Raw genomic sequence first — 18,726 nt, forward strand, 5'->3', positions numbered from 1 at the left:
GAATCTCGGCTGGCCATATGCGGCATGACCACCCCCCCATCCTGCCTTATGACGTCTACGCGGCGGCGCGGTTTTTCCTGTCCACGGGGCGAAGCCGCGAAGCAGTGCTGGCCCGGGTCGGCCTCGACGACGTGCAATGGAGCACCCTGGAAGAGGTATACGCCCAGCTCGGCGGGCACGAGACGCGGTATCGACCTTATTTTGGCGGCCTGGACGATGCCGCCATTGTCCAACGGCTGCTGGCGCCGCGCTGGTCCGATCCTTCCGGACAGCAGGTTTCGTTCGACAGCCTGAAGTGGCATATCGGGCAGGCCGTCTTGGCCCGGCCGCATATTGGCCCATTCGAACAGGTAGATTGGGTGGCCGTGCATATCGCGACGCATCCCGACATGCGCGCGTGCTACTACAGCCACGACGGCAAGCAAGTCTATTTCGCGGGCGAGCCGTTGACACGCCGCAACGGCCAGCCGCTGGGCGCCGATCCGGCCAGTTTTCGCTGGCTGGGCGGGCGGTGGCTGTGCGACGATCTTCATGTCTACGGCCAGGGCCAAGTCGGGGAAGGAAACGCCAAGCGGTTCTGGTACATCGTCGAAGGGGCGGACCGCGCCAGCTTCACCCCGCTGAATCTGGGTTATGCCAAGGATGCCTTGCGCGCGTACTACATCACCAACAAGACCCTGCGCACCAAGAGCCCGGCAGCCTTCGAGATTGTGCCCGAGGTGCGCCTGAACTTTCGCGATGCAAGCCTGGATCCGTTAGTGGACACCAGCGCCTTTGCGCGGGATGCCGAGTACGTTTATTTCTACGGCGTGCGGCTACGAGGGGCGGACCCCGCGGGGTTTCGTGTCGTGGGCGACGGCTACAGCACTGACGGGCAGGGCGTCTGGTACCACGAAGACAAGCTGCGCATCGAAGGCGCCGACGCCGCGACGTTTCGCGTTCCCGTGCCGGGCGAACCTTATGCGGGGCGCCACCATGGCGCGACCGATCGGTTGCGAAGTTATGTTTGTGGCGAACCGCAGGATCCGCATCACGCGTTCGAATCCTGGCGCGCGTTCTTCGAGTTCCATACCGATCTGCGGGACTGGTGGTGGCACCGGGAGGCCGCCCGGCGCGGCTAGCGCCAGGCGTATCGGTGGCACCTATCAGTGTTTGTCCGGCGCGGCCAGCCCGTAGCGCGCGCGATATTCCGCTTCGAATTCTTCGCGGATACGATTCATGTCCTCGATATCGCCGCCTGCCGCGGCGCGAGCCGTTTCCTGCACCCAGGGGCGCGCTTCTTGCGAGAATTCATAGACATTGAGGTCGTGCTCTTCCAGGACTTCCTGGGGGTCCTTGCCTGCTTCGGTTGCCACCGTAAGATGCGCCTGTACGCGCGCGTAGTCTTCGAACGTGGCCAGCTTGCCCCGGACCTGCGGCGAGTCATTCTTGCCTGCGAAGCGTCCAACCGCGGGATTGGCGAAAACTTCGCCGTACCGGCGGAAAGTATAGGAACGCGGGTCGCCTTCCTGAAGCGCTTTCATGAAAGCCGCGTTGGCCTCATTCCATTTCGCTTCGTTGACCTGCAGTGTGTCGAGCACGCCATCCAGCGGCTGCTTATTGGCCAGGCGCGCGTTGCCTGCCGTCCATTCCTCGAAGGTGATGCCGTTGACGGGGGCAGGCAGCGTTTCCGCAGCCTGCGCCTGCAAGGTCAGCATGGCAAACACCGCTGCAACGGCGTGCCGGGTAAGGCGCATCATAAGAAATGTGTGTTTCATGCGGGGATGACCTTTGCCTGGGGTCGGGGCCGAGCCATCATGCCACGAGACGATGATGCAAGATATTAAAACTGCAACTGTATTGCACGATGGCGCTGTGCCTGGCATTGGAATCCGATGGTTGCCGGGCTAGACTGTCGCCGATCTGCAAGGCTTCATCCGAGGAGACCAGTTCATGTTCGATTCCCCAGCCGACGCCGTGCAGGCTATGCAGAAGTTCTTCGAACCCCACCGTGTCGAGTTGGTGGCGCAGGCGTTGGTGCCCGCGATCGAACTGCGGCCCGTGGCGGGAACTGCCGGCGATTCCGGTTCGACGCGCCTGGGAGGCTTGCCCGATCTACCTGCGGGTGCTGCCTGGCCCCGTCCGCCGGTACCCCGAGACCCCGAAGCCATTGCAAGCCGCGGCAATGAGGATGCCGCCCAAGAAATGCGCGCGCACCTGCAAAAGAATCTGCCCTACGCCTTCATCGGCCAGATCGATCTTGAAGAAGCCCGCGCGCTGGGCCCGATCGCCGCCGTGCTGCCCGAACGCGGCCGGCTGCTGTTCTTCTACGATCTATCGGTCGGCCCCTGGGAATCCGGTACGCGTACCGCCCATGTCGCCTGGGACGATACGCCGCGCGCAGCTTTGCGGCCCTTGTCCATGTCGGCCGACTTGGCCCAGGCGGCGGCAAACGAGCGCCGCGAACGCGAGGCGATTCTTGTCCAGTACAAGCAGCCCTTGCCTGGCCAGCCCCTGGGCACCAATTACGACGCGCCGCCCAAACCCATGTCGCTGCGCGCCATCGTCAGCACACCTGCTCCGGCTTCGCTCGAGATCGAGGCCTTGCCGGTGTTGCGCGCCTACTATCATGGCGAGCCGCACGACGCTGCCGCCGAGGATTTCGCCGGCGCGTACGACGCCATGCGCAACGACTTGGGCGAGGCCTACCCGTCTCCTGGATGGAAGCGCCACCGGCTATTGGGCAGCCCCTTGCCAGAGCAGGACGACCCTCGCTATCAAGCGGCCGTGGTTATGGAATTCGGCAAAGAGTTCCTGGATCGCGAGACATGGCAGCGCGAACGCAGTCGCATCGATCAGTTGGCGCAAGAATGGCGTTTGCTGTTGCAGGTCGATCTGGCGGACTGGAGCGGTGGCGGCTTTGGCGAAGGCACCGTGTATTTCCTGATTCGTGAGCGGGATCTGACCGCACGGCGTTTCGACCAGGTCGTGGCGGTGTATCAGCAGACATGATCGCCCGCGTCCGCGCCATATTACGGACCCCCGTTCGGGCGCTGAAGCCTGTAACACAAGCCGGATCTGCTCGGCTGATAATATCAAGGCCTTTTAATCGGAAACGAGGAATCGCATCATGGCTCTGCATGCGTGTCGTCCGGCCTTCCATCGCCACCTGGCCGCGCTTGCGCTGGTGCTGGCCGCGGCCCCCGCCGCTGCGCAGCAGGCCGAAATCTACCGGCCGGTCACGGCCAGGGATCTCTATGCGGGCATCATGGAAGGTGGCCTGGCGTCATGGGTGCAAGACCCGGTGCAGCGTACCGCGCTTTCCACGTACATGGCCACGTCGTATATCCTGGGCGCGGCCGACGGCGCCAAGGGTAAGCAGTGGTGCCCGGCGCCGGACCTCGACGGCAGGGTGATGTCCGAGGCCGTGCTGAATTATCTGGCCGATCTTCCCCAGGCCAGGCTGTCGGAGAATGCCTCGGTGATTGTCACCGAGGCACTGGGTAAAGCGCACCCGTGCAAGCAATAGGCAAGCCGGCCGCCGGGCAAAATAGCGGCCGCAAACCCTAATTTCCCGAGACCAGCTTCAGCCCGATGACGCCCGCCAGGATGAAGGCGATGCACAGGATTCTTAGCGGAGCGGTAGAGTCGCCCAGCAAGATCATGCCCAGGATCGCGGTACCCGCCGCGCCGATGCCGGTCCATACGGCGTAGCCGGTTCCCACAGGCAGCGTGCGCAGTGAAAACGAAAGCAGCACGATGCTGGCCAGGCCCGTCACAACGGTGAAGATCGCCGGCGTCAAGCGCGTGAAGCCTTCAGAGGCCTTCATGCCGAAGGCGAATGCAATTTCGAAAACGCCCGCAATACCAAGCAATAGCCATGCCATGATGGATAGACCCGTTCATCAAGCCTTGCCCGCGGCCGCCGGCGCCATGCGGAACCCGACGCCAAGCCGGTTGAAGGCATTCATCAAGCCGATGGCGTAGGTCAGGTCGGCCAGTTCTTTTTCGCTGAACTCGGCGGTTGCGGCGGCATAGTCGGCATCGGGAATGGCGGTGCTGGCGACGTTGGTCACGGTTTCCGCCCAGGCCAGCGCGGCGCGTTCGCGGGCGCTGAATACATCGCCCGATTCGTGCCATACCGGCACCAGCACAAGCTTTTCCACCGCCAGGCCCTGCTTGAGCAAGTCGCGCGAATGCATGTCGATGCAATAGGCGCAGCCGTTGATCTGCGAGATGCGCAGGTAGATGAGGTCGACCAGTTCTTTGGGCAGGCCGCATTTTTGAATATAGGCGTATACGCCGCCGAAGGCCTTGTAGCCCTCGGGTGAAACCTTGGCATAGTCCAGGCGCTTGCTCATGATGTGTCCTTGGATGGGTTGGTTCAGAGGCTCCATCATGACTCATCATGGCCTACCCAGGAAGAGCCATGATATGCATTAAGTACTGATCCATGATTTTTACGGCCCCGGGTTGACGCCCTGCTATTACATCAGCTTCAGGACGCGCCTTGCCAGCTTCTCGGCGCTGCCCTGGGAATCGATATTCGTGAACCCCAGCAACACGGCAGGCGCGCCCTTGGCGCCCTGGGTCCAGTCGGTCAGGGCTTCCGCGTACAGGCCGTCTGCGCGCATGCGCGCAACCAGCTGCCGGTCTGATTGCCGGCCCCGTGGCCGCAGGATCAGGTGCATGCCGCCTGGCTGGGGATCGATGCGCATGTGCTTGCCCAGCACGCTTTCCAGGCCGGCCATGGCTGCCTGCCGCCGTTCGGCATAAAGCTTGCGCATACGCTGGATATGCCGGGCGAAATGTCCTTCGGTAATGAACGCCGTGACGACGGCCTGGGTAAGCTGGGGGCTGCCCCCCGCAAAGGCCTGGATGATCTGCTCGAACCGCTCGACCTGCGCGGCGGGCACTACCAGATAGGCCAGCCGGATACTGGGGAAAAGCACTTTGCTGAATGTGCCCGCGTAAATTACTCGCCCATCGCGGTCCAGGCTTTTCAAGGCCGGTAGGGGGCGGCTTATGTATCGGTATTCGCCGTCGTAGTCGTCTTCGATGATCCACGCGGAATTCTGCGTGGCCCAGTCCAGTAATGCCAGCCGCCTGGGCAAGGACAAGGACACGGATAGCGGGCTTTGGTGCGCGGGCGTCACCACGGCGGCGCGCGCCCGTGGCGCGCTCTTGATGCCGTCCGAAACCACCATGCCTTCCTGGTCCACCGGCACGGGCATGGCCGTGATGTTCATCAGCGCCAGCAATTCCCGCGTGGGTGGATACCCCGGGTCTTCAAGCCAGGCGCAGTCGCCTTTTTTCAGCAGCGCATGGCTGACCAGTTCGATGCTGTGGCGATATCCCGACGTGACGAACACCTGCGACGGCGAGCACTCGATGCCGCGCGCCACATGCAGATATGCGGCGATCTCGGTGCGCAGGGCCGGCAGGCCATAGATTGGCGGGTGCACCATGTCCAGGGGCTGCATGGCGCGCACGCAACGTGCCCCCAGGCGCGCCCAGATCTTGCGGGGAAACGCATCCAGGGCGGGCAGGCCCATCTGGAATGGGCGTATCGAATCGGGACGGAAACCGCTGGTGAGCGCGTTGCCATCGGCCTGGGGCGTGGCGCCGGCCAAGGGCGTGCGCGGCTTGATGCCCGATGCGACCACGGTTCCGGCCTGGCCGCGGGCCTGTATGTACCCTTCGGCCATCAGCAGGGAATAGGCCGCTTCGATCGTGCCGCGCGCCAGGCCCAGCTCTTTGGCCAGCGCGCGCGCCGAAGGAATGCGCTCGGCCGGTTTCAGGAGCCCGCTGGTAATGGCACCGCGAAACCGATCGTAGATCTGCCGATAAAAAGGCTGTGCCGCGCTTGGGTCCAGCGGCGAGATACTGCCGGCCTTAGCGACTGCCATGGCGTGGCCACCTGTGCGTAGTGTTCCGAAAAATTATACGGGAGCGACAGGTGCACGGCCACGTTGATTGCCGCCTTCGCTACGTACTGACCGCCGCGAAATGTTCTTGCACGCTTGCGTAGGCAGCCGTCCTGGCTTGCTGCGCAGCGTCGGCGCCGTAGGCCGACCCCTGCATCGAGAAGAACGTGATGTCGCGTATGCCCACGGTATTGAGTATGGCGGTCAGATACGGCGTCAGGAAGTCTGGCTGGCGCGGCGGCTCGCCTGCATACGTGCCGCCGGACGAAATGGCGATGAAAGTAGGGCGGTCGCGCAGGGTGCCGATCTTGCCCTGGCGGGTCGGCTGGAACGTGCGGTGCACACGCACGATATGGTCGACCCAGGCTTTCAGCGCCGAAGGGACGGTGTAATTGTGCATGGGCGTGCCGATGATCAAGCCATCGGTCTGCTCCAGTTCGCGTATCAACATTTCGGATTCAGCCAGGCTGCCCAGGTGATCGATGCCCGTGGGCGGCTTCATGCCACCCAGGACAGCGGCGTAATCCGTGTCCACATGGGCAATTGTGCCGGCCGAGAGCTGGCGGTCGAGCAGGTCGGCTTCGGGATAGCGCTGCATCAAGTGGCTGGCGATCATCTCAGACAGGCGGTAGCTTTCCGAGGCTTGCGCGCGTGGGCTGCAGATGAGACGCAGGATTTTCTTCATTGTTCTTCCTTGTCGATGGATTTCGAGAAGCGGATGGCACCGGTGACCAGGCCTTGCCTGAAATAGAACCTTTGGGCCAACGCATTCGAGAGCCCCGTGTCCAGCACCAGCTTTTCGCAGTCTTGCCGCATCGCGATGTCGCTTAGCCCGTCGAGCAGCCTGGCGCCAAGATTGCGGCCCCGGCTGGCTACTGTGGTTACCAGATCGTCCACATACAGGAAGCGGCCGTAGATCAGGTTCTCTTGCAGGCGGTATCCGGCCACGGCCAGCGATGCCGGGCCGTCCCACGCGCCCAGTATGCGATACCGCTCTGCCGACATGCGCTGCACACGTTGGGCAAAGTCTTCGTGCGTTTGCAAATGGGGCCGCAGTTGCTGCATGACGCGAAAGCACGCGCGCAGGTCTTCCTGGGTATCGGCGTGTCGAATTTCTATATTGTCCAACTGAGGATGCTCCTGGCAAAGAAACGCAACGGCCGGCAAGCATTTCGCCTGTCCGACCCGGCTGTATCACGTGACTATGCTAGAGACAATATGACTCAATAAGAAGAGCCATAATTTGAAATTTTGACTAGGCCATGAGCTTGGGTAATTCCCCAATGCTCTTGACGATGATCGCGGGGGACGCACCGAGTTCGTCGAATGCGGCATTCTGCCGGTTTACCCAGCAAACATTGAATCCGAAGTGAGCGGCGCCCGATGCGTCCCACGCGTTCGACGAAACGAACAGGATCTCGCCCGCCGCTACGCCCAATGCGCGGCACGCCAGCGTATAGACACGGGGGTCGGGTTTGAACACGCCAACTTCGTCTACGCTGAGCAGATGGCTGAAATGCCGGGCCAGGCCCGCCCCCTCGACCACGCTTCGAATAGAGAACTCAGAGCCGTTCGACAGGATACAAAGCGGCAAGCTCGTGCGATTCAGCTGCTGCAGGGTTTGCGGAACCTCTGGATGAGGCGAGAGCTTCAGGTAGGCATCACACAATGCTTTGGTGGTCGCGGCGTCCAGATCAAGCTCGAGGTGCCGTGCGACGTAGATCAGTGCGTCTCGGGTGGCCTGTTCAAATGGAATGTATTGCCCCATCAGGCTGCGCAGCCAGGTGTATTCCAATTGCTTGTGGCGCCACAGGCTACTGATCTCTGTACCTTTGCCGGGGAAGCACTTGTCGCATTCCTGGACGACCGAATGCACGTCAAACAGTGTGCCGTACAAGTCAAAGACGATGGCTTTCGTAGGGGCCATGCTCACTCCGAGGGCAAGGGGTGAACGGCACGCTGCGCGGTTTTGGCGACGGCAGCAGGACGGGGGGCAGGCTTCGCCGCCACGACAACGCCGATGGCGATGACGATGATTGCCATCGTACCAAGTATGGATGGATATTCATGCAATACGGGAATTGCCAGTAGCGTGGCCAGTACGGGAACCAGTGCCATCATTGCCGCGGCTGCGCCAGAGCCCAGTGCCGCGATTGCCCGGTTATAGGCAAATAGCGCAACGCAGCTCATCAATATGCCTTGATATACCAGTTGGAAAGCAATCTCCTGGAATGATGCCTGGCTCAGCCGGGAAAGCCCCCCAACCACATAGACAGGAAGGAAGACAATCGCAGACCAGAAGCAGATCAAGGCTGCTGACTCGAGTGCCGTGAGCCGGCTTGAACGAAAGCGAACGGAATAGACCGCCCAGGTCGAGGCTGCCAGCACTAGCGCCCCATATCCCACGATATCGACGGTCGTTCCGGCGGTAGGCCGGCTGGCCACCAGAACGATCAGCCCTGTCAGAATGGCTAGGTAGCTCAGGACGGTAGAGATTGGGGGACGTTGCCTGGTCAGGTACCAACTGATCAGCCCCGCGATAACGGGCATCAGCGCGGGCACAATCGACGAGGCCTGGGCGGCGGTCGTTCTTTGCAGCCCCAATGCCACCAGCAGCACAAATGGCGCGCCCCAAAGCACGGCATAAAGTAGCCCCTCCAGCCAGGCGCCTGCCGGCAAGCGTTGCCTGAGCAGGATCGGCGCAAGCAGTACCGCCCCTGCGCCGAATCGAAGCGCGGCCACATCCCAGACACGCAATTGATGCGTCACGGTGAATCGGGTAACGACGAACCAGCCAGAAAATATAAGCACTGAAGCCGATGCAAAGGCCAGGCCGCGCACCCATCCCACGCCTGTTGCGGATGCCTGGTCAGATGTCACGATTGCCGCTCGCCGAAAGAGAAAACAACAAATGAGTTCCTGGGAGTGCCACCAAAGGTAGGTTGCGGCTGTTTTAAATCAATCGATCTAAAATTGCAAATGACTCGTTCTTGAAGCATGGCTGGGTCCTGTGGCCAGGATCCGCCAGACGTTCTAGTCGACTGCCGAAGGGAAGGCCTTGACAGGTTTTTGTTACCCAAGACGCGCCATAATCTGGAAAACATCCACCACGCACGGGCCGGCCGGTTGTACGGTGCGGCCCGTGCAGTTTCCGGCGACGGGGTCATGCAACACGAAAACGGGGTAGGGGCGCCAGCGCCCACGGCATGGGGCCTGTTTCTTATTTTTTCCCGCATTGGCCTGACCAGCTTCGGCGGCGGGCTCAGCGGATGGCTGTTTCGCGAGTTTGTCCAGGACAGGCACTGGATGAGCGAAGAGGAATTCCTGAACGGCCTGTCGCTGTCGCAGGCGCTGCCCGGCGTGAACGTCAAGAACATGGCCATCTGGATCGGCTACCGGCTGGCGGGCGCCCCCGGCGCGGTTGCGGGTTTCATGGGCATCATCGTTCCGCCGGCGATTTTCATCGTCATGCTGGCGGCCGTGTTTGCTGCCTTTACCCAGTATCCGCTGACCAATATTGCGCTGGCGGGCGCGGCCGCGGCGGCTATCGGCCTGTCGGCCAGCATGGCCATCACTGCCGCGCGCCGCGTGCCGCGGCGTATCCTGCCCCTGGCGTTCCTGGTTACCACCTTTGTGACGGTCGGCCTGCTGCAGTGGCCGCTGCTGTGGGTGGTACTGGTGCAAGCCGTGCTGAGCGTGGGGATCGAATACCGCCGCCTGATGGACAAGGCCTGAGATGGGCGGCGCGCTCTGGAGCCTGTGGGCCGTATTCGCCCCGCTATCGCTGGTGACGATAGGCGGCGGCCAGACTACCGTTGCCGAGATCCATCGGCAGGTCGTGGATGTGCACCAGTGGATGACGGCGCAGGACTTCCTGAATACGTTTGCCATTGCGCGGCTGGCCCCAGGGCCGGGATCGCTGCTGGTGACCCTGATCGGCTGGAACGTGGCGGGCTTCTGGGGGGCGGTGGTCGCCACCCTGGCGATCTTCGCGCCCACGGCCTTCCTGATCTATGGCGTTGCTTATCTGTGGCGCCGCCACCCCGGCGCGCGCTGGCAGCTTGCGCTCGAGGCCGGGCTGCGGCCCATCGCGGCCGGCATGATCCTGGCTGCCGTCTACGTGCTGTTCATGTCGCTGGAAGGCGGATGGTGGGCGCGCGGCATTGCCGTCGTGGCAACCGTGCTGATGACCCGGTCGCGCTTGAACCCGCTGCTGCTGATCGTGTGCGGCGCGGGCGTGCTCAGTGTCGCGCAATTGGCTGGTTTGCTGTCCTGATTTCGCAGGTTTCCACGCGCCCGCGGGCAGCTTGAGCCCTTTGGCGCAAAACGATGTCTTGTTGTCCTGATCCGCGGTGGCGTGTTTCTTGTCCGGCCTGGTGCCGGATGCTGAAATCCATGCACACGCCACGATGGCCTTGCCGCCTGCAAAAGCAAGGGCCACCGGGCCCCTACAACCGCGCCCTGGCATCGCGCTTTACCCACCGCCCAGGGCAGATCCAGGAGCGCATTCCCATGGCCGAAACCATTGCCGGTATCCGGATTCCCGACAGCGCCATTGCGCGTGCCGCGACCCAGCTCGTTCGCGATACCGAGGACGACCTGCTTTACCACCACAGCCGCCGTGTATTCTGCTGGGGCGCCCTGACGGGCGAGCGCCGCGGCCTGGACTACGACGCCGAACTGCTCTATTTGGGGGCGATGTTCCACGACATGGGCCTGACCGCGCCCCATTCCAGCCCGGACCTGCGCTTCGAGGTCGACGGCGCCAACGCGGCGCGCGACTTCATGAAAAGCCATGGGGTGCAGGACCGCGAGATCGAGGACGTCTGGACGGCCATTGCGCTGCACACGACGCCTGGCATCCCGGAACATATGCGCCCCACCATCGCCCTGGTGACCGCGGGAGTCGAGATGGACGTGCTGGGTATTGCCTATCACGACTTCACGCACGAGCAGCGCTGCCACGTCTGCGAGCATCATCCGCGCGAGACGAATTTCAAGGAAAACATCATCGACCACTTTGCCGGCGGTATCAAGCACAAGCCGTCGACGACGTTTGGCAACGTCAAGGCCGATGTATTGGCATTGAAAGCCGCCGGCTACAAGCGGATGAACTTCTGCTCTATCATCTTGAACTCGGCCTGGCCGAATTGACGTGATTGCCAGTGGCCGAGTCCCGGATTATTGGAGTGTGGAAATGACCGATACGCGATCGCCCAAGAAAGAAGCGCTTCCAGCCATGACTCATGCCACCGGCGCGCCGGTGGCTGACAACCTGAACACGATGACGGCCGGTCCGCGCGGCCCGGCGCTGTTGCAGGATATCTGGCTGCTCGAAAAGCTGGCCCACTTCGACCGCGAAGTGATTCCCGAGCGCCGCATGCATGCCAAGGGGTGGGGCGCGCATGGCACTTTCACGGTTACGCACGACATCTCGCGCTATACCAAGGCCAAGATATTTTCCCAGGTTGGCAAGGAAACGCCGCTGTTCATGCGGTTTTCCACGGTGGCGGGCGAGCGCGGCGCGGCCGATGCCGAACGCGATATCCGCGGCTTCGCGGTAAAGCTCTACACCGAGGAAGGCAACTGGGACATCGTCGGCAACAACACGCCGGTGTTTTTCTTTCGCGATCCGATGCGTTTCCCGGACCTGAACCACGCCATCAAGCGCGATCCGCGTACCGGGCTGCGCTCGGCCGACAGCAACTGGGATTTCTGGACCATGCTGCCCGAGGCGCTGCACCAGGTGACCATCGTGATGTCGGACCGTGGCATTCCCAAGACCCTGCGCCATATGCACGGCTTTGGCAGCCATACGTTTTCGATGATCAATGCGGCCAACGAGCGTGTCTGGGTGAAGTTTCATTTTCGCTGCCAGCAGGGCATCGAGAACCTGTCCGACCAGGACGCCGCCGCCACGGTGGCCAACGACCGCGAGAGCCACGGGCGCGACCTGCTCAACGCGATCGAGCGCGGCGATTTTCCGCGCTGGAAGCTGTTCATCCAGGTCATGACCGAAGCGCAGGCCCGTACCCACAAGCACAATCCGTTCGACCTGACCAAGGTATGGCCCAAGGGCGACTATCCCTTGATCGAAGTCGGGGTCATGGAACTGAACCGTTACCCGGACAACTTCTTCGCGGAAGTCGAGCAGGCGGCGTTCTCGCCGGCGAACGTGGTGCCGGGCATCGGCTTTTCGCCCGACCGGATGCTGCAAAGCCGGCTGTTCTCGTACGGCGATGCGCAACGCTACCGCCTGGGGGTGAATTTCAACCACATTCCGGTCAATGCGCCGCAGTGCCCCTTCCATAGCTACCACCGCGACGGTGCCATGCGTACCGACGGCAACCTGGGCGGAACGCCGAGCTATTGGCCCAACAGCAAAGATGCCTGGATCGGCGATGACCCCGCGCTGAAAGAGCCGCCGCTGGCCCTGGAAGGCGCGGCCGACCACTGGGACCATCGCGTCGACGAAGACCACTACGAGCAGCCGGGCAACCTGTTTCGCCTGATGACGCCAGCGCAGCAGCAATTGCTGTTCGACAACACGGCCCGTGCCATGGGCGATGCGCGCGACGAAGTGAAGCAGCGCCATATCGCCAACTGTACCAAGGCGGACCCGGCGTACGGCGCCGGCGTCGCCAAGGCCCTGGGCTTGCCGCCTGCCAAGCCGGCCTGAGCCGCGCCGGCCTGGCGCCACGGGCATGGCCAGCTATGGTCGTGCCCGTGGCGCCATGGCCGGCGGCGCTGCGTGCTGGCGGAAGCTGGCGCGGTATTGGGCCGGCGTGACACCCAGCCGCTCGCTGAAAACAATGCGCATCCGGTCGACCGTGCCGAAGCCGCAGTCGTAGGCAATGGTTTTCAGCGGGCGGTCGCCGGCTTCCAGCATCATGCGCGCGGCGTCGATGCGCGCGCGCTGCACGAATTCATACGGCGTAATGCCGGTTTCCCGCACGAAATAGCGGGCCAGGTTGCGCGGGCTCATGCCGACTTCGGCGGCAAGCGATTCCAGGGTATGCCGCTGGCCGATGTGGGCCATGACGTGGGCCTGGATGCGGGCACCGGGCGAGCCCGCGTCGGCCGGTGCCGTCAGGTAGGGGCTGAACTGCGATTGTCCGCCCTGGCGCTGCGCCACGACCACCAGCCGCTTGGCCACCATGCCGGCGACCTGCGGCCCATGGTTTTGCCCGACCAGTGCCAGGGCAAGGTCTATGCCGGCTGTTACGCCGGCCGAGGTGACCAGCCTGTCGTCGCATACGTAGATTGCATCGGGGTCGACCTGAGCCTGCGGAAAGCGCGTGGCCAGCTTGGCAGCATTCTGCCAGTGCGTCGTGACGCGGCGCTGGTCGATCAGCCCGGCATGGCCCAGGGCGAACGCGCCGGTGCAAATAGACCCGTAGACGCCGGCACGCCGCGGGGCCGTGCGGATCCATTCGATGAACCTGGGTTCAGGCGCCGTGTCGGGCAGGTCCGGACCGCCGGCAACCAAGAGGATGTCGAATTCGCCGCTGGCTTCCTCGAAGGCAAGGTCGGCAAGCATCTGCATCCGGTTCGATGCACGCAGGGGGCGGCGCTCGGCGGCGACCAGCACGGTCTGGTACTGGTCTGCCTTGGGCAGATAGCCGTTGGCTTCGTGGAAGACATCCACGGGCCCGGCGACGTCCAGCGCCTGGACACCGTCGTGAATGGCAATCGCCACGGTTCGTATCGTCATCGGGAGCTCGCTGGTTGGTTGCCCGGCCTGGCCCTGAACGCGGTGACGGACTCGTAGCCCAGGCCTTCGTACGCTACGCCCGCCCGCCAGTTCGCGCAAGGCCGCGATCAGTTGCAGTCGCTGGCGCCAGCGCCCCATGCCTGGTACCTGGCACCGGGCATTGCCAGCACGACGGCACAGGACTTGCTATCGTGATCGTTTCCCGAGCCGCTTCCCGTAGGCGCCAGCACCATGACCCAGCCTTTCTTGCGCATGCCGGCCAACACCACCGGCCGCGACTTTGCCGTGGGCGATATCCATGGCCATTTCACCCGGCTGCGCCGGGCGCTGGACCAGCTGGGTTTCGATTCCACGCGGGATCGCCTGTTCTCGGTCGGTGACTTGGTTGATCGTGGCCATGAGAGCGAGTCGTTCATGCAGTGGCTGAAGCAGCCCTGGTTCCATGCCGTGCAAGGCAATCATGAAGACTACGCGATCCGCCATGTGCGCACTGGCCAGGTCGATGTCGAGAACTGGCGCCAGTATGGCGGCGGCTGGTTCCTGGACCTGCCGTCCGAGCGCCAACAGGTGTATGCGAATGCGTTCGCCCAGTTGCCGGTGGTGATTGAAGTGCCTACCGAAGCCGGGCCAGTGGGCCTGGTGCATGCCGACTGCCCGGTACGGAACTGGGCGAACCTGGAGGCCAGGCTGCGCGATCACTACCGGCGTACCCGCTCGCATTGCCAATGGTCGCGCGACAGGCTGGCACAACAGGACGTCTCTGTCGTGGCCGGGGTAAGGGCAGTGGTGGCCGGGCACACGCCCGTATCGCAGCCCGTGATACTGGGCAACGTCTACCATATCGATACCCAGGGCTGGGCGTCCGGCTATTTCACTTTCTTGAACCTGGGTACCTTGCAGGCGTGGCCATACCCGGCGGCTGCACCGGCAGCCGGCTAGGGCCTGTTCACACTGATGCGCGTGCGGTCTATGCGCGCGTACGAGGCGATCATGGCGCACAGCATTTGCGCCACCCGGCTCAGGCGGCGTCCGGATTTGTACACGATGCCTATGCGATACGGGCGCGGCGGGTCTTGCACCGGTATGGCGACCAGCCGGCCCTGCACCAGGGGGTGATCCAGCACCACCTGGGGCAGGCGGGCCAGGCAGTCGGATTCCATCAACATCGAGACCGTGTCGAACAAGGACGAGGAATAGGCGGCTATGCGCGGCCGTCCGAGTTGGGCGTCGTCGAAGAGTTCGGTCAGGCTGGCGTCTTCGGTGCCCCGGTCCGGCGCCGATCCCACCACGATCCAGTCGCATTGGATCAGTTCGCCGACCGATCGCGCCTTGGCCATCGGGTGCCCTGCCCGGGCAAGAATGGCCGGCCTGGCCTGGTACAGCACTTCCATATGCAGATCATCGGACTGCAGGTCGGCCGGGATGCGCACCAGCGCGATTTCGATGCGGTTGTCGCGCACTTGCAGCAGCAGATCGCTGGCCACGGACTGGGTGATCTGCAGCGACACGTCAGGATTCTTGCTGCGGAAGTCGTTGAGCACCGTGGGTGCCAGGCGCAACGCGGGATCGATCGATATGCCGATGGCGATGGTGGGGCGCTGCTGTGCGCCGGTTGTGAACAGCCATTGCGATGCACGGTCGGCCTCGAGCACTGTGGCCCGGGCCAGGTGCAGGAATTCCTGGCCATGCCGGGTCAGTTCCAGGCCCTTGGCATCGCGGGCCAGCAGGCTGACGCCGTGGTCGTCTTCCAGCCTGGCAAGGCTTTTGGTAAGCCCGCCCTGCGAAACGTTGAGGGCGCGCGCCGCCGCACGGAAGCCTCCATGTTCGATGACGGCAATGAAGTCTCGAAGCTGTTGAAGTGTCATGCGGCTTGGGCGATTCCTTGGAGGAATCGCGATGTCGAAAGTGCCATTGACCAGTTGGCGGGCGCGTCGTGATGATACCGCCAGCAGTCGGTCCAGACTGTATCAATAACAAAAAGGGAAGTCGCATGTCCAAGATAAGCCGGTTTTACCGCGCTCTGGGAGCGCTTGGCGCGCTGCTGGCCAGCAGCAGCCTGTGCATTGCCGCCACGGGGTCGGTGCCCGAGACGATCAAGCTGATCGTGGGGTACCCCCCAGGGGGAAGCGTCGACACGGTGGCGCGGTTGCTGGCGCAGCCGTTGGCGGAAAACCTGGGCGCCAACGTCATTGTCGAGAATCGTCCCGGCGCGGGCGGCCGCATCGCGGCCGGCATCGTCAAGAATTCGCCGCCTGACGGCAGCGTGGTCATGATCGCGCCTAATGCGCTGACCACGATCCAGACGCTGGTGTATGCGGGAAAACTCGGATACGACATGCGCAAGGACTTTGCCCCGGTATCGCGCCTGATTGCCTACCCGATCGCGCTGTCGGTCAGCGCGGCGTCTGGAATCAAGACCCCGGCTGAACTGGCCTCGTGGCTGAAGGCGCATCCCGAGCAGGCCAACTACGGCTCTTCTTCCGCCGGCGGGATGTCTCATTTCGCGGGCCTGATGTATGCGAAATCGGCCAATGTGGAATGGACGCACGTGGCGTTCAAGGGCGGCGCGCCGCTGTTGAATGCCATTCTGGGCGGCCATGTAATTGCCGGCGTCGACACCTTGATCGATCACATCGAATATCACAGGGCAGGCAAGTTGCGCATTCTGGGCACGTTCAGCCCCCAGCGCTACCGGTTGGCGCCCGAGGTTCCCACGCTGCAGGAGCAGGGCATCAAGGGGCTGGACGTGCAAGGCTGGTTTGGCGCGTATGCGCCTGCGGGAACACCGCCTGGCATGGTTCAGCGCCTGGACGCAGCGATCGGCAAGGCCTTGTCCGAGCCCGCTTTCATCGACAAGATGAACAAGCTGGTCATCGAATCGGCCTATCTGCCCAGCGCGGACTTTGCCCGCCTGCAAGAAGATGAACTGCGCCTGTGGGCGCCCATCATTCGCGATTCCGGCTTCAGTCCAGATCAGTAGAGCGACACACATGTCTTACACACCGAACGTGCCCGCCCATATCGCGGCACTCAAGGCGTATGTTCCTGGGCTGCCCATCGATGACCTGGCCCGGCGGCTGGACATGCCGGCCAGCCGCATTGCCAAGCTTGCATCCAATGAAAACCCGCTGGGGGCGAGCCCCATGGCGATCGGCGCCCTGGCCGAGGCGGCCATCGATGTTTCTCTCTACCCCGACAATGACTGCACGCTGCTGGTGGATGCGCTAAGCCAGGCTTTGGACCTGCCGAAAGACTGGATCGTGGTGGGCGCCGGTTCGGAAAGCATTCTGGGCATGGCGGCCTCGGCCTGGCTGTCCCAGGGGCGGTCGGCCGTTTATTCCGCCTACTCGTTCCAGGCCTTCGTGAATGCGGTGCAGCGCGTGGGTGCCGAGCCGGTGGTGGTGGCCGCGCCCGAATACATCGTCGATCTCGATGCGCTGCTGTCGGCAGTGACGCCCGCCACCAGCGTCATCTACATTGCGAACCCCGGCAACCCCACGGGCACCCGCCTGCCGCCGGCGGCTATTGCCGCTTTTCTCGCGCGGGTGCCATCCCGCGTCGCGGTCGTGCTGGATGAGGCCTACCGCGAATACCTGCCCCCTGAAGAGGCGGGCGACTCGCTGCAATGGGTACGGGACTATCCGAACCTGATCGTGACGCGGACGTTCTCGAAAGCCTACGGACTGGCGGGCCTGCGCGTGGGCTACGGCATTGCGCAGCCCGCCGTCTGCGCTTTGCTGCATCGCCTGAGGGCACCGTTCTCGGTGACCCACCCCGCGCAGGCCGCGGCGGTGGCAGCGCTGCAGGACCGCGGCTTTCTGGCGGAATCCCTGCAAATGAATGCCCAGGGCCGCAGCCAGCTTTACCAGGGGTTCGATCGACTGGGGTTGAAGTACTTGCCGAGTTCGGCAAATTTCGTCCTGGCGCACGTCGGCGACGGTGGCGCCCTGGCCAGGCGCCTGGAAACCCATGGATTGATCGTGCGGCCGGTCGCCGGCTATGGGCTGCCGGCCTGGCTGCGTATCTCGATCGGCACCCGCGAGAACAATGCGCGGTTGCTGGCCGCGCTCGAGCAAGAGCTTCAATAACTAGACATATAAACAGGAGAGACGATGACCGCTTATTTCACGGCCCGGGTCCTGGGCCTGGCAGCCTTGCTGGTGGCCCATGCGGCCTGTGCGCAGTCGTATCCCGCCAGGCCCATCACGCTGGTCGTTCCGTTTGCCGCGGGGGCCTCGGCCGATGGCATTGCGCGTGTGCTGGCCAAGGACATGTCGGCATCGCTGGGGCAGCCCGTCGTGGTCGAGAACAAACCCGGGGGCGGCGGCGCGGTGGGCCTGATAGTGGTGTCCCATGCCAAGCCCGATGGCTACACGTTGGGGCTGGGCGCTACCGGTGCCATTGCCGTGAATCCGCACCTGCCGGGAGCCTCGCCGCTCAAGCCCGACCAGGATCTTGCTGCGGTGGCCAAGCTGGCCAATGTCCCCCTGGTAATGGTCGCCGGCAAGGCTACGGGGTATGCCAGCCTGAAGGCCTTGTTCGAGAAGGCCGGGTCAAAGCCGGGTGAGGCGCTGATCTACGGCACGCCTGGCCAGTACACCGCGCAGCATCTTGCCGGTGAGCTGATCGGTGAAATGGCGGGCATGAAGATGAGCGCCGTGCCGTATCGCGGCAGCGGTCCCGCGGTTACCGATGTGCTGGGTGGCCAGATCGGCCTGGCTGTGGTGGACCTGACTTCGGCATATCCGCATGTGAAGAGCGGCGCGCTGATTGCATTGGGCGTTACCAGCGCGCAGCGCACCAAGGTTGCGCCCGACCTGCCGACCATCGCTGAAGGCGGCCTGGCCGGTTATGACGCACCGGCATGGATGGGCTTGTTCGGGCCGGCCGGCCTGCCGCCCGCCGTGGCCAACAAGGTTGCCGATGCCGTGCGCGAAGCGCTGGGCAAGCCGGCTGTTCAGCAACAAGTGATCGGCCTGGCCGCCGAGCCCGATTATGCCGACGCCGAGCACTTCGCTGCCTTCACTCGCGCGGAATCCCAACGGTGGGGGCAGCTTTTGCAGTCGATATCTGTCTCGCGCCAATGAGCGCAACGCATAACCAGGA

The 18,726-nt window shown here is 63.5% G+C and carries 21 protein-coding genes; 11 read left to right on the forward strand and 10 right to left on the reverse strand.

Features of this window, described 5'->3' with window-relative positions; genetic code table 11:
- Positions 1 to 17 precede the first annotated feature (17 nt).
- Positions 18 to 1,121 (forward strand): DKNYY domain-containing protein, encoded by a 1,104-nt coding sequence (locus tag KW845_RS10750; protein WP_218369217.1) that lies wholly within the window; start codon positions 18 to 20, stop codon positions 1,119 to 1,121.
- Positions 1,122 to 1,145: 24 nt separating this feature from the next.
- Here KW845_RS10750 and KW845_RS10755 read toward each other — a convergent pair whose 3' ends face one another.
- A complete protein-coding gene (locus KW845_RS10755; RefSeq protein WP_218369218.1) occupies positions 1,146 to 1,739 on the reverse strand; it encodes a hypothetical protein in 594 nt (197 codons plus the stop codon).
- 193 nt (positions 1,740 to 1,932) lie between these two features.
- On the opposite strand from KW845_RS10755, the gene KW845_RS10760 reads away from it, so the two are divergent.
- The gene (locus KW845_RS10760; RefSeq protein ID WP_218369219.1) at positions 1,933 to 2,991 is read left to right on the forward strand and encodes a DUF1963 domain-containing protein; all 1,059 of its coding nucleotides are present in this window, start codon (positions 1,933 to 1,935) and stop codon (positions 2,989 to 2,991) included.
- Positions 2,992 to 3,109: 118 nt separating this feature from the next.
- Positions 3,110 to 3,508, forward strand: coding sequence for a Rap1a/Tai family immunity protein (locus tag KW845_RS10765; protein WP_218369220.1), 399 nt, complete (start codon positions 3,110 to 3,112; stop codon positions 3,506 to 3,508).
- 37 nt (positions 3,509 to 3,545) lie between these two features.
- On the opposite strand, the gene KW845_RS10770 is transcribed toward KW845_RS10765, so the two are convergent.
- The 7 genes from KW845_RS10770 to KW845_RS10800 form a co-directional block, all read right to left on the reverse strand.
- Positions 3,546 to 3,866 carry a multidrug efflux SMR transporter gene (locus KW845_RS10770; RefSeq protein ID WP_218369221.1) on the reverse strand — a complete coding sequence of 107 codons (321 nt, stop codon included), beginning with the start codon at positions 3,864 to 3,866 and terminating at the stop codon, positions 3,546 to 3,548.
- A gap of 18 nt (positions 3,867 to 3,884) precedes the next feature.
- Positions 3,885 to 4,340 carry a carboxymuconolactone decarboxylase family protein gene (locus KW845_RS10775; RefSeq protein WP_218369222.1) on the reverse strand — a complete coding sequence of 152 codons (456 nt, stop codon included), beginning with the start codon at positions 4,338 to 4,340 and terminating at the stop codon, positions 3,885 to 3,887.
- Positions 4,341 to 4,466: 126 nt separating this feature from the next.
- On the reverse strand, positions 4,467 to 5,888 hold the full coding sequence (locus KW845_RS10780) for a PLP-dependent aminotransferase family protein (protein WP_218369223.1): 1,422 nt from the start codon (positions 5,886 to 5,888) through the stop codon (positions 4,467 to 4,469).
- A gap of 79 nt (positions 5,889 to 5,967) precedes the next feature.
- The gene (locus KW845_RS10785; RefSeq protein ID WP_218369224.1) at positions 5,968 to 6,591 is read right to left on the reverse strand and encodes an FMN-dependent NADH-azoreductase; all 624 of its coding nucleotides are present in this window, start codon (positions 6,589 to 6,591) and stop codon (positions 5,968 to 5,970) included.
- Complete coding sequence (locus KW845_RS10790; RefSeq protein WP_255592544.1) at positions 6,588 to 7,034, reverse strand: GNAT family N-acetyltransferase; 447 nt, start codon at positions 7,032 to 7,034, stop codon at positions 6,588 to 6,590. Before KW845_RS10790 ends, KW845_RS10785 begins: the two co-directional genes overlap by 4 nt.
- A gap of 127 nt (positions 7,035 to 7,161) precedes the next feature.
- Positions 7,162 to 7,833: a haloacid dehalogenase type II gene (locus KW845_RS10795; protein ID WP_218369225.1), complete on the reverse strand. Its 672-nt coding sequence runs from the start codon at positions 7,831 to 7,833 to the stop codon at positions 7,162 to 7,164.
- Positions 7,834 to 7,835: 2 nt separating this feature from the next.
- Positions 7,836 to 8,786 carry a DMT family transporter gene (locus KW845_RS10800; RefSeq protein ID WP_218369226.1) on the reverse strand — a complete coding sequence of 317 codons (951 nt, stop codon included), beginning with the start codon at positions 8,784 to 8,786 and terminating at the stop codon, positions 7,836 to 7,838.
- A gap of 285 nt (positions 8,787 to 9,071) precedes the next feature.
- Here KW845_RS10800 and KW845_RS10805 point away from each other — a divergent pair, with 285 nt between their 5' ends.
- From KW845_RS10805 to KW845_RS10820, 4 genes are all read left to right on the forward strand, one after another.
- Positions 9,072 to 9,641, forward strand: coding sequence for a chromate transporter (locus KW845_RS10805; protein ID WP_218369227.1), 570 nt, complete (start codon positions 9,072 to 9,074; stop codon positions 9,639 to 9,641).
- 1 nt (position 9,642) lies between these two features.
- Positions 9,643 to 10,182 carry a chromate transporter gene (locus KW845_RS10810; RefSeq protein ID WP_218369228.1) on the forward strand — a complete coding sequence of 180 codons (540 nt, stop codon included), beginning with the start codon at positions 9,643 to 9,645 and terminating at the stop codon, positions 10,180 to 10,182.
- A gap of 236 nt (positions 10,183 to 10,418) precedes the next feature.
- Positions 10,419 to 11,060 carry an HD domain-containing protein gene (locus KW845_RS10815; protein WP_218369990.1) on the forward strand — a complete coding sequence of 214 codons (642 nt, stop codon included), beginning with the start codon at positions 10,419 to 10,421 and terminating at the stop codon, positions 11,058 to 11,060.
- A gap of 43 nt (positions 11,061 to 11,103) precedes the next feature.
- Positions 11,104 to 12,585, forward strand: a complete 1,482-nt coding sequence (locus tag KW845_RS10820) for a catalase (protein WP_304502400.1) — start codon at positions 11,104 to 11,106, stop codon at positions 12,583 to 12,585.
- 33 nt (positions 12,586 to 12,618) lie between these two features.
- On the opposite strand, the gene KW845_RS10825 is transcribed toward KW845_RS10820, so the two are convergent.
- Positions 12,619 to 13,614, reverse strand: a complete 996-nt coding sequence (locus KW845_RS10825) for a GlxA family transcriptional regulator (RefSeq protein WP_218369992.1) — start codon at positions 13,612 to 13,614, stop codon at positions 12,619 to 12,621.
- Positions 13,615 to 13,851: 237 nt separating this feature from the next.
- On the opposite strand from KW845_RS10825, the gene KW845_RS10830 reads away from it, so the two are divergent.
- A complete protein-coding gene (locus KW845_RS10830; RefSeq protein WP_218369229.1) occupies positions 13,852 to 14,559 on the forward strand; it encodes a metallophosphoesterase in 708 nt (235 codons plus the stop codon).
- Here KW845_RS10830 and KW845_RS10835 read toward each other — a convergent pair.
- The gene (locus tag KW845_RS10835; RefSeq protein ID WP_218369230.1) at positions 14,556 to 15,485 is read right to left on the reverse strand and encodes a LysR family transcriptional regulator; all 930 of its coding nucleotides are present in this window, start codon (positions 15,483 to 15,485) and stop codon (positions 14,556 to 14,558) included. The genes KW845_RS10830 and KW845_RS10835 overlap by 4 nt on opposite strands.
- Positions 15,486 to 15,610: 125 nt before the next feature.
- Here KW845_RS10835 and KW845_RS10840 point away from each other — a divergent pair, with 125 nt between their 5' ends.
- From KW845_RS10840 to KW845_RS10850, 3 genes are read left to right on the forward strand one after another with little or no spacing between them, the layout of a single operon-like run.
- Complete coding sequence (locus tag KW845_RS10840) at positions 15,611 to 16,600, forward strand: Bug family tripartite tricarboxylate transporter substrate binding protein (RefSeq protein WP_218369231.1); 990 nt, start codon at positions 15,611 to 15,613, stop codon at positions 16,598 to 16,600.
- 10 nt (positions 16,601 to 16,610) lie between these two features.
- Complete coding sequence (gene hisC, locus KW845_RS10845; protein ID WP_218369232.1) at positions 16,611 to 17,708, forward strand: histidinol-phosphate transaminase; 1,098 nt, start codon at positions 16,611 to 16,613, stop codon at positions 17,706 to 17,708.
- 24 nt (positions 17,709 to 17,732) lie between these two features.
- The gene (locus tag KW845_RS10850; RefSeq protein ID WP_218369233.1) at positions 17,733 to 18,707 is read left to right on the forward strand and encodes a tripartite tricarboxylate transporter substrate binding protein; all 975 of its coding nucleotides are present in this window, start codon (positions 17,733 to 17,735) and stop codon (positions 18,705 to 18,707) included.
- The last annotated feature ends 19 nt before the right edge of the window (positions 18,708 to 18,726 follow it).

It is taken from the genome of Bordetella sp. BOR01 (assembly GCF_019218885.1).
Classification (GTDB): domain Bacteria; phylum Pseudomonadota; class Gammaproteobacteria; order Burkholderiales; family Burkholderiaceae_B; genus Bordetella_A.